Annotated in this window: 12 protein-coding genes; 10 read left to right on the top strand and 2 right to left on the bottom strand. The window is 68.2% G+C overall.

The annotated features are described in order from the left end of the window. Nucleotides 1-35: 35 nt before the first annotated feature. Entirely contained in the window at nucleotides 36-1,277 is a 1,242-nt protein-coding gene (locus OG210_RS05945; RefSeq protein WP_328331764.1) for a helix-turn-helix domain-containing protein, read from the bottom strand. Nucleotides 1,278-1,469: 192 nt separating this feature from the next. On the opposite strand from OG210_RS05945, the gene OG210_RS05940 reads away from it, so the two are divergent. From OG210_RS05940 to OG210_RS05895, 10 genes are all read left to right on the top strand, one after another. Continuing rightward, nucleotides 1,470-2,396, top strand: a complete 927-nt coding sequence (locus OG210_RS05940) for a proline dehydrogenase family protein (protein WP_328331766.1) — start codon at nucleotides 1,470-1,472, stop codon at nucleotides 2,394-2,396. Nucleotides 2,397-2,444: 48 nt separating this feature from the next. Then, on the top strand, nucleotides 2,445-4,085 hold the full coding sequence (gene pruA, locus OG210_RS05935; protein ID WP_328331768.1) for an L-glutamate gamma-semialdehyde dehydrogenase: 1,641 nt from the start codon (nucleotides 2,445-2,447) through the stop codon (nucleotides 4,083-4,085). Between the two features lie 425 nt (nucleotides 4,086-4,510). After that, nucleotides 4,511-7,093, top strand: coding sequence for an NACHT domain-containing protein (locus tag OG210_RS05930; protein WP_328331770.1), 2,583 nt, complete (start codon nucleotides 4,511-4,513; stop codon nucleotides 7,091-7,093). A gap of 148 nt (nucleotides 7,094-7,241) precedes the next feature. Next, complete coding sequence (locus tag OG210_RS05925; protein WP_328331772.1) at nucleotides 7,242-8,483, top strand: LAETG motif-containing sortase-dependent surface protein; 1,242 nt, start codon at nucleotides 7,242-7,244, stop codon at nucleotides 8,481-8,483. A gap of 241 nt (nucleotides 8,484-8,724) precedes the next feature. Further along, complete coding sequence (locus OG210_RS05920) at nucleotides 8,725-10,467, top strand: hypothetical protein (RefSeq protein ID WP_371535186.1); 1,743 nt, start codon at nucleotides 8,725-8,727, stop codon at nucleotides 10,465-10,467. After that, nucleotides 10,467-11,051, top strand: a complete 585-nt coding sequence (locus OG210_RS05915) for a hypothetical protein (protein ID WP_371535184.1) — start codon at nucleotides 10,467-10,469, stop codon at nucleotides 11,049-11,051. The genes OG210_RS05920 and OG210_RS05915 overlap by 1 nt, the downstream gene beginning before the upstream one ends. 39 nt (nucleotides 11,052-11,090) lie before the next feature. Beyond that, nucleotides 11,091-11,417, top strand: coding sequence for a hypothetical protein (locus OG210_RS05910; protein ID WP_328331778.1), 327 nt, complete (start codon nucleotides 11,091-11,093; stop codon nucleotides 11,415-11,417). A 68-nt stretch (nucleotides 11,418-11,485) separates the two neighbouring features. After that, nucleotides 11,486-12,163 (top strand): hypothetical protein, encoded by a 678-nt coding sequence (locus OG210_RS05905; RefSeq protein WP_371535182.1) that lies wholly within the window; start codon nucleotides 11,486-11,488, stop codon nucleotides 12,161-12,163. Continuing rightward, the gene (locus OG210_RS05900) at nucleotides 12,154-13,173 is read left to right on the top strand and encodes a hypothetical protein (protein WP_328331782.1); all 1,020 of its coding nucleotides are present in this window, start codon (nucleotides 12,154-12,156) and stop codon (nucleotides 13,171-13,173) included. Before OG210_RS05905 ends, OG210_RS05900 begins: the two co-directional genes overlap by 10 nt. Nucleotides 13,174-13,537: 364 nt before the next feature. After that, nucleotides 13,538-13,675, top strand: coding sequence for a hypothetical protein (locus tag OG210_RS05895; protein WP_203599203.1), 138 nt, complete (start codon nucleotides 13,538-13,540; stop codon nucleotides 13,673-13,675). 95 nt (nucleotides 13,676-13,770) lie between these two features. Here the strand turns inward: OG210_RS05895 and OG210_RS05890 are convergent, their stop codons facing one another. Then, nucleotides 13,771-15,351 carry a purple acid phosphatase family protein gene (locus OG210_RS05890; RefSeq protein ID WP_371535179.1) on the bottom strand — a complete coding sequence of 527 codons (1,581 nt, stop codon included), beginning with the start codon at nucleotides 15,349-15,351 and terminating at the stop codon, nucleotides 13,771-13,773. Nucleotides 15,352-15,363 lie beyond the last annotated feature (12 nt).

Here is a 15,363-nt window from a genome sequence, read left to right as displayed (position 1 = left end):
CGGCGAAGCCGTTAAGGCCGCCGCAGCCGAAGCCGCTACAGCCGCGCCCCCTTCAGCGCCATGTGCAGCAGCAGCCGGTCCTCGCCCTCGTCCAGATCGAGGCCGGTCAGCTGCTCGATGCGGGAGAGGCGGTAATAGAGGGTCTGGCGGTGGATGCCGAGCGCCGACGCGGTACGTCCGGCCTGGCCCGCGCAGTCGAGGAACACCTCGGCGGTGTGGGCCAGTTCGGCATGGGCCGGTGCCGTGAGATCCCGTACCACCGTGTCGCGCGCGAGCCCCCGGGGGAGCGCGGTCAGCAGGCGGTACGGGCCGATCGAGGCCCACTCCGCGACCGGGCCGAACCGTGGCTCGGCCGCCGCGGCGCGGGCGGCTGCCGCGCACTCCCGCCAGGACACCGACAGCTCGGTCAGACCGTGCCGGGCCGGTGCCACGCCCGCGGAGGCCCCGGCCCCCGCCAGCTCCGCGAGGCGCGACGCGGCATCCAGCGCCGGGTCGAGGGTGCCCGCGCTGCGCACTCTGATCAGCGCGGCCAGGGCGTAGGCGTACGGAGCGGTCTCGGTGGTCCCGCCCCCGCCGTCGGCCGGGCCGCTGCCCGTACCGGATCCGGAGCTGCCCGTACCGGATCCCGAGCCGCCGGGACCGGCGTCCGGGCCCGTGCCCGGCAGGGTGCACAGCGCGGCGGCGGCCGGGACGGGGCGTACCGGAGGATCCTCGTCCGGCCAGGGCGCCACACACACCATGGCGTGCAGCCCGTCCGCGCCCGGCCCCAGCGCCGTACGCAGCGCGGCCACCGCCATGTCGCGCGGCCAGCCGCTTTCGGAGGTGAGCACCGCACGGAATTCACGCGAGAGCCCGGCGCCCGCCTGCGCCTCCTCGAACAGCAGGTCGCCGATCCGCGCGGTCACCTCCATCGCCGCGGCCAGCCGGCGGTCCGTGGGGCCCGGGTCGGAGTCCAGCAGCCAGACGTATCCGTACACGGTGCCCCGGTGGCGTACCGGCAGACAGATCCGGCCACGGTAGACCCCGGCTTCCGGGGCCGCCGGGATGCGGACCGGGCCGGTGGCGCGGGTGATGCCGAAGTCCTCGAACCAGGAGCGGACAGCCGGGGTGGACCGCCGGGTGAGGATCGAGCGGGTACGGACCGGGTCCATCTCGCTGTCGTCCTCGCTGTTGTGCGCGCCGAAGGCGATCAGCCCGAAATCCCGGTTCTCCAGGGTCGCGGGTGCGCCGAGCAGCGCCGAGATCTCATCGGCCAGTTCCTGGTAGTCACCCTTCACGCTGGCATTCTCCCACCCCTTCAGACATATGTCTGAGATCCAGGGCACGGATGCGTGACAGCTGTCGATGGCAGAACATCGGAGCGGTCCTTAAGTTTCGAAGTAGTTCCCCGTGCTGTACCGGTCCGATTCGGTTCGTACCGCTTCCGTACCGCTACGGTCCTCGTTCGTACTTTTGGTTGGAGGTGCTCCGTGCTGGCTCCCGTGATCCTCGCTGCGGCGCGAAGTGACAAGATGCGCCGGTTCATTTCGGCCGCGCCGGGCACCAAGCAGGTCGTCGCCCGCTTCATCGCCGGTGAGACCGTCGACCAGGTCGTCCCGATCATCGAGGACGCCGCTGACAAGGGCCTGGAGGTGACCCTCGACGTGGTGGGTGAGGACATCACCACCCCCGAGCAGGCCACCGCCGCCCGCGACGCCTACCTGCAGCTGGTCGACCGCCTCAAGGACCTGGGTCTGGGTGAGAAGGCCGAGATGTCGGTCAAGCTGTCGATGTTCGGCCAGGGACTGGAGGGCGGCCACGAGCTGGCGCTCGCCAACGTCCGCCGGGTCGTCGAGGCCGCCGCCGCCATCGGCACCACGGTTACCCTTGATGCCGAGGACCACACCACGCTCGACTCGATGTTCGCCATCCACGAGGAGCTGCGGAAGGACTTCCCGCAGACCGGCTGTGTCATTCAGGCCTACCTCTTCCGCACCGAGGATGACGCCCGCCGCCTCGCCGCGGCCGGCAGCCGGGTCCGTATCGTGAAGGGCGCCTACAAGGAGCCCGCCTCCGTCGCGTACCAGGTCAAGGCCGAGATCGACAAGGCGTACGTCCGGATCCTGAAGATCCTCATGGACGGCGAGGGCTACCCGATGATCGGGTCGCACGACCCGCGTCTGATCGCCGTCGGCCAGGAGCTGGCCCGCAGGGCCGGGCGCAAACTGAACGAGTACGAGTTCCAGATGCTGTACGGCATCCGCAGCGACGAGCACATCCGGCTCGCGGCCGAGGGCCACCGGATGCGCGTCTACACGGCGTACGGCACCGACTGGTACGGCTATTTCATGCGCCGCCTCGCGGAGAAGCCGGCCAACCTGCTGTTCTTCGGCCGCTCCGTGCTCACCAAGGGCTGACCTGCCCGGCTGACCATTCCACCTCAGACATAAGGAGACAAGGCACTCATGGACGCTGTGACCCAGGTCCCCGCGCCGGTCAACGAGCCGGTCCACTCCTACGCCCCGGGCAGCCCGGAGCGCGCGCGTCTCGAAGCCAAGCTCAAGGAGCTGGCCGAGAACCCCATCGAGCTCAACATGACCATCGGTGGCGCGAAGCGGATGGGTGGCGGCGAGCCGTTCACCGTCGTCCAGCCCCACAACCACCAGTCCGTCATCGGTACCGGTGCGCACGCCACGCAGGCCGACGCCCAGGACGCGATCGACGCCGCGCTGGCCGCGGCCCCCGCCTGGCGCGCGATGTCCTTCGACGACCGCGCCGCGATCATCCTGCGCGCCGCCGAGCTGCTCTCGGGCCCGTGGCGCGAGACGCTCGCCGCCTCGACCATGCTCGGCCAGGGCAAGACGGCCCAGCAGGCCGAGATCGACACGCCCTGTGAGCTGATCGACTTCTGGCGTTTCAACGTCAAGTACGCCCGTGACCTGCTGGCCGAGCAGCCCCCGGCCAACTCCCCGGGCGTCTGGAACCGGCTGGACCACCGGCCGCTCGAAGGCTTCGTCTACGCGATCACGCCGTTCAACTTCACGGCCATCGCGGGCAACCTGCCGACCGCCCCGGCCCTGATGGGCAACGTGGTCGTCTGGAAGCCGTCCCCGACGCAGACGCACGCGGCCGTCCTGCTCATGGAGCTCCTCACCGAGGCCGGCCTCCCCAAGGGTGTCATCAACCTGGTGACGGGCGACGGCATCGCGGTCTCCGAGGTCGCGCTGAACCACCGCGACCTCGCGGGCATCCACTTCACCGGTTCCACCCCCACCTTCCAGTACCTGTGGAAGACGGTCGGCGAGAACATCGGCAAGTACCGCACCTACCCGCGCCTGGTGGGCGAGACCGGCGGCAAGGACTTCGTGGTCGCGCACCCGAGCGCCGACCGCGCCGTGCTGAAGACCGCGCTGACCCGTGGCTCCTTCGAGTTCCAGGGCCAGAAGTGCTCGGCCTCCTCCCGTGCGTACATCCCCGCGTCGATCTGGAACAGCGGCTTCCGCGAGGAGTTCGCCGCCGAGGTCGACTGGATCACCATGGGTGACGTCACGGACCTGTCGAACTTCATGGGCGCCGTCATCGACGACCGCGCGTTCGCGAAGAACAAGGCTGCGATCGACCGCGCCAAGGCCGACCCGACCTGCACGGTCATCGCGGGCGGTACCTACGACGACTCCGTCGGTTACTTCGTGCGTCCCACGGTCATCGAGTGCACCGACCCGGCGAACGAGGTCTTCACGACCGAGTACTTCGGCCCGATCCTCGCCGTCCACGTCTACGACGACAGCCAGGACGGCTCGTACGACGCGATGCTGGAGCAGATGGAGTCGGCTTCCGACTACGCCCTGACCGGCTCGGTCATCGCGGCGGACCGCGCGGCGGCCGCCCACACGATGGAGAAGCTCCGCTACGCGGCGGGCAACTTCTACATCAACGACAAGTCGACCGGCGCCGTGGTCGGCCAGCAGCCCTTCGGCGGCGGCCGCGCATCGGGCACCAACGACAAGGCCGGCGCCCCGCAGAACCTCCAGCGGTGGACCCTGACCCGGGCCATCAAGGAGACCCTGGTCCCGCCGACCGAGTACACCTACCCCCACCAGGGCTGATCCCCGGCCCACCCCCTGAGACACCGCCCCCTCCCGGCCCCCCCGCCGCGAGGGGGCGGATCCATGTCCTGGCCGCCGTTATTCCGGTGGCCCGCACGGCCGGTTCCCCGCGGCCTGGGCCGGTGACGAGACGGCCGCCGCCGCGCTGCTGCCACGGGAGCGGGCGTATCCGGTGCACGGCGGGCTGCTGTCGGCTGTGCTTCCCCGCGGTACGGACGAGCCCGGCGGTGCGGGCAGCGGGGGTGGTGCGGGTGCCCCCGGCGGCCCCCGTCCGGAACCCCGGTGATCCCCAACAGGGGGCGTACGGTGAACCGTTCGGGGGGCGCACGACGTCTCTCACACGGGGCGCGCGCTCGCCGTATCCGGGCGCCAGGCCTCCAGCGCCGGCCGGCCTGCCGGCGCAACGCAGTCAGGGGGAGAACGCCGTGGATCCCGCAACACTCGCCACCAAACTTGCCTCAAGCGTCGTCGTGCCACTGGTGAAGAAGCTGTTCGTCCAGGAGGGGCCGGGCGCGGGGGTGGTCGACCGCCCCGTACGGATATCCGGCCTGGTCTCGTTCCGGGGCGAGAAGCGGACGCTCGACGAACGGGACCTCGCCGGACTCGCCGAGACCCTGGTCGGACGGGCGCTGCGGTCCGCCGCTCCGGGGGAGCAGCCCATCGCCGCGGACGAGGAGCAGGCGGTCGCGGACGCGGTCTCCCGGACCCTGGGCGCGCTGGGCGCGATCGAGATCGACGATCTCCAGGCGGTGCGGCTGGGCACCAGGGAGTTCGCGGGACTGCTCCGCGCCGCCGAACCGGGGGCCGGCCATCAGCTGTCCGCCGACGGAGAGCGGTTCCACGCGGCGCTGGTCGAGACGGCCTGTCTGCACATTCTGCACTTCTTCACCCAGCGCTCCACCTTCGTCGCGTCGACCCTCGTGGAACAGACCCGCCAACTGGCCCTTCTCAGCGGGCAGATGGACGCGCTCGCCCGGCGCTTTCCCGATCGGACCAGTGCGGACGCCGCGTTCGAGGAGCGGTACGCGCAGGACCTCATCGCGGGCCACAACCACCTCACCATCTTCGGGATCGAGCTCGCCCACTCGCCGGACAGCTGGCCGCTGGACACCGCCTACCTCAGCCTGGAGGCGGAGTTCGGCGTCACCGGGGCCGCGCCGCCGCAGCCCGCGCTCCCGGCCGAGCAGGCGCTGTCCGGCCGGGACCGGGTGCTGTTGCGCGGGGTGGCCGGTTCCGGGAAGACCACGCTCGTGCAGTGGCTCGCGGTGGCGATCGCGCGCGACGCCCTGCCCGCGAAGCTCGACGGGCTGCGCGGCCGGGTGCCCTTCGTACTGCCCGTACGGCGGTTCGGCGAGGGCGGATTCCCGGTCCCCGACGACTTTCTGTCCGCCGCCCGCTATCCCCGCGCGGGCTCCCAGCCGGCGGGCTGGGCCGACCGTGTCATGTCCGACGGGCGGGCGCTGCTCCTCGTCGACGGCATAGACGAGTCGTCCGAGGCGGACCGCGAGCAGCTCCGCCACGAACTGCGCCGGCTGCTCGCCCTCTACCCCGGCAATGTCTGGCTGCTGACCTCGCGGCCCTCCGCCGTGCGGGAGAACTGGCTCGCCTCCGAGGGCTTCACCGAGCTGATGCTCTCGCCGCTCAGCCGCGAGGGCGTCGCCGCGTTCATCCAGCGCTGGCACCGGGCGGCGCGGGAGGGGGCCACCGATCTCGACCGGCTCGAACACTACGAGCAGACCCTGCTGGGAGCGGTCCGGCTCAACCGCGACCTGGGCCGGCTCGCCACCAACCCGCTGATGTGCGGGCTGATCTGCGCCCTGCACCGGGACCGCCGGGGCTATCTGCCGCGCGGCCGCAAGGCGCTGTACGACGCGGCCCTGTCCATGCTGCTCGAACGGCGCGACCGCGAACGCGACATGCACCCCACCGACGGCATCGACCTCACCCAGGAACCGAAGGTCCAGCTGCTCCAGAAGCTCGCCCACTGGATGCTCGTCAACGGCCGTTCGGAGATGGACCGTCCGGTCGCGGTGGACACCCTCGCCCAGTATCTGCCGTCCATCCCGCACGCGGCGGAACAGGGCGGACCCGAGGAGATCTACCGCCATCTGCTCAACCGGACGGGCCTGCTGCGCGAACCCACGCACGGCTCGGTGGACTTCGTGCACCGGACGTTCCAGGACTATCTGAGCGCCCGCGCCGCCGTGGAACGGCATGACTTCGACTTCCTGATCAACCACGCCCACCAGGACGACTGGGAGGAGGTGGTCCGGATGGCGGTCGCCCTGGCCAGGCCCGACGAGTGCGCGTACCTGCTGGACGGACTGGTCGCCGCACGCAAGGGCGCGCGCCCGGTGGAGTCCCGGCACCGCAAACTGCTCGCCGCGGCCAGTCTCGAAAACGCGACGGAACTCGATCCCGCCGTACGTGCCAGGGTGCACCGCTACACCCGGGACCTGGCCAGGCCGACCACGCTCGAAGGCGCCCGCGCGCTCGGCTGGATCGGGCCGATCGTCCTGGAGATGCTGCCGGACCCCGCCACGGTCTCCGACGACGAGGCACACCGGCTCGCGGTCACCGCCACATCGGTGGCCGACGACCGGGCGATCGGGTATCTGGTCCGGATGCGGGACCGCTCGTCCTGGGCCGTGCGCTCCCAGCTCGCGGGTGCCTGGCGGCGCTATGACACCGACACCTACGCGGACGAGATCATCGCCCATCTCGGCGAGGACGGACTGGACTTCCCGGTGTCGGACATGTCCGAGCTGCACGCGCTGCGCCGGCTGGGCGGGCGGTCGCGGGTGCTGATTTCCGGGATGTTCACACCGGACCAGCTGCTCGACGGGATCGTCGCCGAGCGGCTGACCAGGCTGTGGCTCGCGTACGACCTGGGGGTGGGCCTCGAATGGCTGAGCGCCTTCCCGCACCTCACGACGCTCCAGGTGAGCACGGGGGTGGTGCGCACCCTCGACGGGGTACCGGACGGCATCGAGATCGTCCCGGTGTGAGCCCGTGTGAGGGTGCGCGCGAGTGAGCGCGGGACGATGACGGAGTTGTGTCCATGTGGTGATGGTCCGGTGGATGCGGACAACCTCTCTCGTCATTCGAGCATCAAAGGGCTGATACGCGTTCACGACCCCATACAGGAGAATCACTTTGCGCCACCGCATCAGCTCCGTGTCCGCCGTGGCGGCGGCCCTGCTCGCCGCAGCCCTCGCGCCGGCCGTCCAGGCACATGCCGATGACGCGGCGGCCCCGGCCCTCGTGGTGTCCGAGCTGTCCAGCGATCCGTGGAAGCCGGGCGAGGTCCGGACGGACGCCCTGACCTTCACCAACCAGGGCGACGCACCCGCCGACGGCGTCACGATGCGGCTGCGGATCACGCGTGGCCTGGCCTTCCCCGAACACGCCGCGGGCTGTACGTACTCCACCGACAGTGACCAGGTCTCCGTGGCGCTCTGCCACTTCGACAAAGTCCTCGGCCCCGGCGAGCACTTCACCGCGCCCATCAACTTCAAGGTGCTGCCCAAGGCGCTGATGGAGAACGTGGAGTACGGCACGGGCACCACAGGCGGCGACCCTGCGTCCGGGTCGACCGCCCTCAGCTACCGCTCGCTGCCCGTCACCGCGGACAGCACGGCGGACCTCGCCGCGGTCGGCGACACCGCGAAGGGCAAGCCGGGGGACAAGGTCACGGTCACCGCGGGCCTGCGCAACGACGGCCCGGGCTGGATCGACGACAACACCAGTGACGACCAGCCCGCGGTGATGGTCGACATCCCCAAGGGCACGACGGCCGTCGAGGTCCCGAAGGACTGCCAGCCCTTCGCGATCGACGGCCCGAGCGGACCTTCCGCGCCCGGAAAGCGGAAGTACGTCTGCCTGCCGCCCGACCACATCTACGAGGTGGGGTCGCTCCAGGCGTACAAGTTCGTCCTGAAGATCGAGAAGGGCGCGAAGGACACATCGAGCGAGGTCAAGGCCACCTCGGCGTACGACATCCACCCGGTCTTCGACAAGAACCCCGCGAACGACAAGGCGAAGCTCGTCATAGACGTCACGGGGTCGGACTCCGGTACGGGTACGAGTTCCGGCTCCGGATCCGCCTCGTCGGGCGGCTCCAACGGCGGCTCGTCGACGGGCGGTTCGACTGCGGGCACGACCGGCGGTTCGGGCACCGGCTCCACGGGTACGTCGGGCGGCACCCACGCCCAGTCCACCGGCGGCACGGGCTCCACGGGCGCCGCGTCCACGACGGGCGGCGACGCGACCGGCACCATGGCGTCGACCGGCTCCAGCAACACCCCGCTGATCACGGGCGCGGCCGCGGCGGCGGTGGCACTGGGCGGGGGCCTGGTATTCGCCCTGCGCCGCAGGAACGGCGCCAGGGTGCGGTAGTCCCGTCGGGACGGGTCCTGAGGGCGCCCCGGATTTGCTCCGACATCTATGCGAAGTCGGGGCGAGCCGGGGCGTTCTGGTACGCGGGCCGGCCGGCGTGAACAGCGTTGGCACTGGCGAAACCATGGACACGACAGATAGCGTCCCCAGGATCGGGGAGGTGCTCTGTGCTGCCCGCAGCTGCTGCGCGCACGCCTCGCGACAACTTCACTTGCTTGGTCATCGACTCAGGGGGACGTAGATGGATCCGGATGCCGGTAAGGATTTCCAGGGCATCAACCCGGACAGACTCGGTGACCTCATCAAGTCGATCAACACCAACTCCGGGGACGGTGCCGGGGCGGGGCCGACGCACATCAACAGCTGGATGAGCCACGCACGTCGCCTCCAGATGGACACGACCCGCCTGACGAAGATGACCGGCCACCTCAGCTGGGCCCACGGTGAACTGCCCATGCTCCGGCGCCGCCAGAGCCTGGCGATGGACGAGGAGAAGCTGGACAAGGATCTCGGTATCAGCGGGATGGTCACCTCGGGGGCCGGCGACCTCGGCAAGTACACGACTCAGGCTGCCGCGCAGAAGGCCGCGAAGAAGGACGCCAAGGCTTATAAAGACGGTGACATCGGCCTCGACGAGTACATGAAGATGCTTGCGGCCAACGAGACGGATCCGGACTACTGCAAGGCCGCGATGGCTGAGCTCGGCGACACCGCGCTCTACCAACTGCAGGACGGCCCGGCGATGTACGACCCGGGTAACCCGGACGCCGGGATATCCGTCCTTGCTACGACTGTGGCCACGGCCATGCGGAACGGGACCACGTTCAAGGACGAGAACGGCGACGAGGACCTCCAGCACCTGTCGGGACTCGTCGGACACGCCACCTTCCCGTCGGACGTGGTGGCGAACCTCGGCAAGCAGTGTCTCAACCCGGGCAACTACATGTACGGGGAGAAGGTCTGGGAGGCGATGGGTGAGGAGCCCGCGGCCGCGACCAAGTTCCTCCACGAAAACATGGACCGCATCCCGGGTTGGATGAAAGACGACTCGGATCACCACGGAGGGATGCCCGACTTCCAGGCGAAGGCGTTTGCCGGTGTCATCAGGGCGGGGACGCTGGATGGGCAGGGCGCGGACGCGAATGTGGCAGCCGACAACTCGGAGAAGTTGATCAAGTACTACTCCGAGCACTCGGACGAACATACTCATTCGGAGATCCAGAAGGCGTTCGGTGACATTGTCACGTATCACTGGGACGACGTGCAGAGCATCTTGACGGATCCGGCCCCGGCGGACCCGGGAGCGGGGCATGTCTCTGTTCCGGAGGATGATTTGCGGGCTTTCATCGACGAGGCCATGCGAAACCCGGAGGCCACCACCACGATGATGGCGATGAGTAGCCAGCAGGGGCAGTACGTTCTGGACAATAATCCGGACAATGCTCAGGCGACCCGGACCAAGGGAATGCTCGACGGGATCTTTGGCGCCGAGGCGAAGAAAGTCTTTGGCCAGATGCAGGCGGAGGACTCAGCCAAGGCCGATAAGTGGAATTCCACAATCCAGGGACAGATGACTGCTGTGACCGGTGCGGGAATCGAAGTCGCGTTCGCGCCGAATGAGGCCGCCGCCAATATCTCAAAAGCGGCTGTCAATTACGCATTGTCAGTGTTCATCGGAAACGTCGACCCGGATGAGGCGGACAAGAAGAAGGACAAGGCTCCGTACAAGGGCTGGCGTGACGAGTACACAGCGGCTGTCAAGACGCAGTTCAAGAAGAATCACAACTTGGGCAACCCGGGGCAGTACGCCGATCAGTACTGTGACGGAAAGAAATTCCTTGACGATGATGGGGGGCTGGTCAGCGACGCGTCCCCGAGTCAGAAACTTGCCTACAATGCCTGGCTGAATGACAAGACCGTCGCCAATACGTCCGAAGAAACTTACAATCAACTTGAGGTCGCTCGCCTCACCGGAGCGTCGTAATGATGAAGCGGAATGGTCTTATCTGCGTTTCCGTCGCTGCGCTCGTATCGCTTCTCGGTGCGTGCGGGGGAGATGCTACGAGTGCTGCGGACGGCAAGAAAGCGGCAGAACGGGCCCGTCGGCCCGTAGCTCAGTCTTATTGGAAAATCTACCGCGCAAGCGGTGCGACGGGGCAGGTGGCGTTCGGCCGGTTCACTGAATGCACGGATCGAAATGCCAAGAACTCAAGCATGTATGAAATTTACGCCCCGATCATCGAGGGGGATGAGAAAGAAAGCGATGCGGAGTTCCTGGCTTCACTCAAAAGTAAACTGAGTGCAGCGGGTTGGGATCTTCGATCGTCGGGCAAGAAAGCTTATTCTTCCACAGTGCACGGCGTTACGCTCGTGATCGTACCGCTCAAGGGGGAAGCCGGTCAGGGGCCCAGGGCTTCACTCTGGACTCGAAGTGAATGCATCCCCGTCGGGAATGCAAAGAAGGAACTCCTGCATGACTACGGCAGTCAGTCGAGCGACAAATATGACCCGAAGGACGCATCGACTTCCCCTGTCCCTACAGGTTTCCCTGATCCGGATGCTCCCTAGTGGGGCGTGCTGGAGCCCCGGCATCACTAGGAGATTTTGATGGCTGACAAGTCGGAAAAGAAGGTCCCCAGCCCCATCTGGCAGGAGCTGGACGCTCTCTGCAAGGAGGTGTCCAATGACATCGCCTCCGTGGCGGATGCCCTCAAGGCGGCCGACAAGCAGATGGCCAGTGGCCAGGGGGAGGTCTGGGTCGGGAAGAACGCCCGGGCCTGGGGGAGTGATCTGCACGGTGCCAACACCGACCTGTCCAAGCAGGCGCATGACTTCCTCGCGGATGTGCAGCGCCAGCGCGCCTCGCACCCCAAGGAGGTCACGGAGGCCGAGGCCGACACCGAGCGGCGGATTCTCGCCGGGCGGATGGGCTGAACGGCTGCGTGGCCGGTGCTAGTACGATCCCTTGACTCAAAGAACCCTCGCCTCACCGGGAGTTACCAGTGAACCGCAGTCGCGTCCTGCCCGCCGCCGTGTCCTTCGCGGCGGCCGCTGCCCTGTTGCTGACGGGATGCGGGGGTGGGGACAAGGGCTCGGGCAACGACAAGATCGCCGGCGCGGACGGCGGGGGAGCGAAGAAGACCGCGGCGCCGAGCGAACCTGCGACGAGCAAGGCGCCTGGTATCGACAGGCCGGATGTGAGGCTTCCTGGAGACGTCAAGTTCGTTTTCCCCGTGTCTCATCTGTCGGATCCGGACCAGGCCGCGGCCTTGGGCGATGCGGAGAATTTCATTCGTGCCATCGAGCACGGAATCGTCAAGCAGGACAAGAACGACGCTGCGTACAAGTTCTACTCCGAATTCCAGAGTCCCGCCCAGGAGTACGCGCGGGACCAGATCGCCCAGCATGTTGAGGCGGGAATGACCGTCACCGGCGAGAGGAAGTACTACGAGCCCAAGGTGCAGTCGGTAGACGGCAAGAAGACTGCCGTTGTCACCTTCTGCAGTGACGGTTCGAAGCTCTACAGCAAGAACGTCAAGAGTGGTGACGTCACCCGGACCACCAAGAGCGTCAAGGACTTCTACTTCTGGCAGATCGGCATGAGTGCTGCGGACGGCGTCAATGGCCTCTGGCGCGCCAAGGAGATCAAGGTGCAAGCGGAGGCCGCTCAGTGCATGTGAAGGTGATACGCAAGCCGGTCCTGGTTTCGGCCATCAGTTGCTCGCTGCTGTGGACAGTCGCCGCGCCGGCCCACGCGGAAGACACCATCAGCGGAGCCCAAGGCACCAAGAAACCCAACCGGACCATCGCCTCCCAGGTATCCATCAAGTACCGCTCGTCCGGCAGTGCCGGAGGCCGCTCCGGTCCGATGGCCTCCACCGACTCCAACTGGACGCCGCCCGCGTGCTGGTATGCCCCGGAGTGGTCCGCCACTGAGTTCCAGCAGTTCCGGCAGGGCGTCTATGTCTCGGCCGTCCACGACCCGGATCTGCCCAATGATGTCCGCGGGGACATCTCGCACCAGAACCAGAAGTACGCCGGCGACAACTACAACATCGACAAGGAGAAAGAGGGGATGTGGTGGGGGCCCCAGTTCAACGACGACGCCTCACTTGCCGATCAGATGAAGTGTGACAAGGACCCGTTCTGGGTCAAGAACGGTGAGACCCCCGACGTTCCCGAGGCCATCAAGCCCGAGACGCTCGCCGGGCTCGCCTATCAGCAGATGCAGGTCCCCGGGACCAGGGTCAGTCTCGCTCCGGCCGGTGCCAGCAAGGTCAATCTGCCGACCTGGGCATGGCTGGACAAGGCCGATTTCAAACCCGTTTCCGTCACCGCCTCACTCGACGTCGGCGGTTTTCATGCCGAGGCGACGACCACGGCCACGGCGGACTCGCTCAGCCTGGACCCCGGTACCGACGACGCCCAGGTGCTCCCGGCGTCCGGTCGGTGTGCCATCAGCCACGGTTCCATCGGTGAGCCGTTCGCGCCGGGCAAGGCCGATCGGACCCCGCCCTGCGGCGTCGTCTACCAGCGGTCTTCCGGGGGTGGCACCTTCGATCTGCGGTCCACTGCCACCTGGAAGATCAGCTGGACAGGGACCGGCGGTGCGGGAGGGACCCTTCCCGACGGTGCGTACGGCGATGACCAGCCCGTCACCGTTCAGGAGATTCAGGCCGTCAACCGCTGACCTCGGCCCGCAACGCCCCTGATGACGTCACGTCTCACGCGCCGCCGGCCGAATCAGCCGCTGATCGGTGCGGCGATCCAGCTGGATCTGCGGTCTGCGGTCATACCGACAGTGCCTCACCACCTAGGCAGGATGCGACCTGGGTGGTGAGGCCGATTCATGATCGCGTCTCAGATAGTAGGAAGTCCGAGTAATTGTGCAGACAGACCAGCCCGGCTCCCTTAGTTTGAGAGGAGCCGAACGTCTCGCTCGACCCAGCGACTGGCGGTCGTGAGCAGCGCCCTGAGGCAGGTAACCCCTGCGGCGCCGACTCCCCGCCCCTCCGGCGCATCGATATCCCCCTTGCTTCAAGGAGTCGATCCCCATGGCCGAGACGACAGTCCGCCGCGTCCGTCACACCGCCCGCGCAGCACGTTCGGGCGAGTCCGACCGCAAGAACGCGGCAGCCGCCCTCCAGCGCGCACTCGACCGCCGCGACAACGGCGGCTCCACCGGGCACTGACCCGCCCGCCCTCGCCCTCCTCACCAGCACGCACGCGCACAACCGCCCCGCGCCGTACGGCACAGGGCGGTCGTGAAGAGGTATGGGGTACGGCGTCAGTGGCCGCGGCGGATCTCGAAGTGGTCGATACGCTCGCCCGATTCGGCGAGCGCGCTGACCTTCAGCGCCGCCCGCGGGCCGGTCGTCACCTCCACCGCGAGGAACGAGTAGCCGGTGTAGCGCACCCGTGACCACTCCACGGTCTCGGTCGCCTTCCCGCCGCCCTTGACCCAGTGGTAGGTGGGCACGCTCTCCTGCTCGTGGAGGTGTCCTTCGTAGCTGTCGGGCGCCGGGAAGTCGTACAGCGACTTGCCCGCACCGCCCGCGGTCACGTACACGATGCCGTCCCGCGTCGGGTCCGTCCGCTCGCCGGCCGGCACCTTGCGCGCCACCTTGTTCCGCAGGATCGCGTCCGTGCGCTCGTACACGTGGTTGTGGCCGTTGATGACCAGGTCCACCTGGTGCTTCTCGAAGAGCGGCACCCACTCCTCGCGCACCCCGCCCTCCGACGCGTGCGAGTTCGTCGTCGAGAACGCGCAGTGGTGGAAGAAGATCACGACGAAGTCGACGTCGCGGTTCGCACGCAGCTCGCCCAGGCGCCGGTCCAGCCAGCGGGTCTGCTTGCCGCCGCTGATGCCGTAGTTGGCGGGGATCTCGTACGAGACGTCATTGGCGTCCAGCGCCACGACCCCGACATTCCCGTGCACGAACGAGTACACACCGGGCTGGTTGACCGGGTCGGGGCCGTTGTCCGGCAGCGTCCAGCGGGCGTTCTGGCCGCCGTAGCCGTCGGGGGAGTACCAGGCCTCCATGTCGTGGTTGCCGGTGGTCACCATCCACGGCACCGACTTCGCGACGGTCTCCGTCTGCGCCAGGAACTGGTCCCAGGTGCGCGCGTCGTAGGTGTCCGTCTCCTGGCCCGAGCCCGACGGGTCCGCGTAGCAGATGTCACCCGCGTGCAGGTGGAACGCCGGGTTCTGGCCCAGGATCAGCTGGTCGTTGCCGAGCGCGTGGTAGCTGACGCCCTGGTCGCCGAAGGCCGTGAAGGTGAAGGACTCGGCGCGGGACGGGGCGGTGCGGAAGGTGCCGAGGGTGCCCAGGTTGCGGGGGTCGGCCGGGTCGAAGCCGTCGTGCCCGACGCCGTAGTAGTACGTCGTCCCCGCCCGCAGCCGGTCGAGTCCGGCGTGCACGTAGAACTGCTCGGCTGCGGCGATTTTGCCGCCGTTCAGGCTGGGCGTCGTCAGGTGCCGCACCTCGGCGCCGATCTTCCGGCTCAGGTCCGACGGCGAGGTGCCGATCCGGATGTACGGCCGCTTCACCGCGAACGGGACCTGCCAGGAGACCCGCATCTGCGTCCTGGGGTCCGCGCCGTAGGCGAGGTGCCTGCCGAACGGAGCGACCAGCGAGCCGTCGACGGCCGGCGTCGGGTGAGCGGGGTGGTGCGCGGGCGCGGGCGCCGCGTAAGCGGCCTGCGTGCCCAGCGCGGTGCCGGCTCCGGCTACGGTGACAGCGGCGCCTGCCGCGGTCGTACGGAGCACCCCGCGACGGCTGAGCCGGGTGCGGAGGTACTCGTGCTGCTCGGCCATACTCATCCGGCCGGCGAGCTTCTCGGGGATACCGAAGCGAGGTGTGTCCATGGCCGACAAGGT

The sequence above is a fragment of the Streptomyces sp. NBC_00466 genome (assembly GCF_041433995.1).
Taxonomy (GTDB): domain Bacteria; phylum Actinomycetota; class Actinomycetes; order Streptomycetales; family Streptomycetaceae; genus Streptomyces.
The sequence above is the reverse complement of the archived record's forward strand: the minus strand, read 5'-3'. Positions and strand labels throughout refer to the sequence as shown.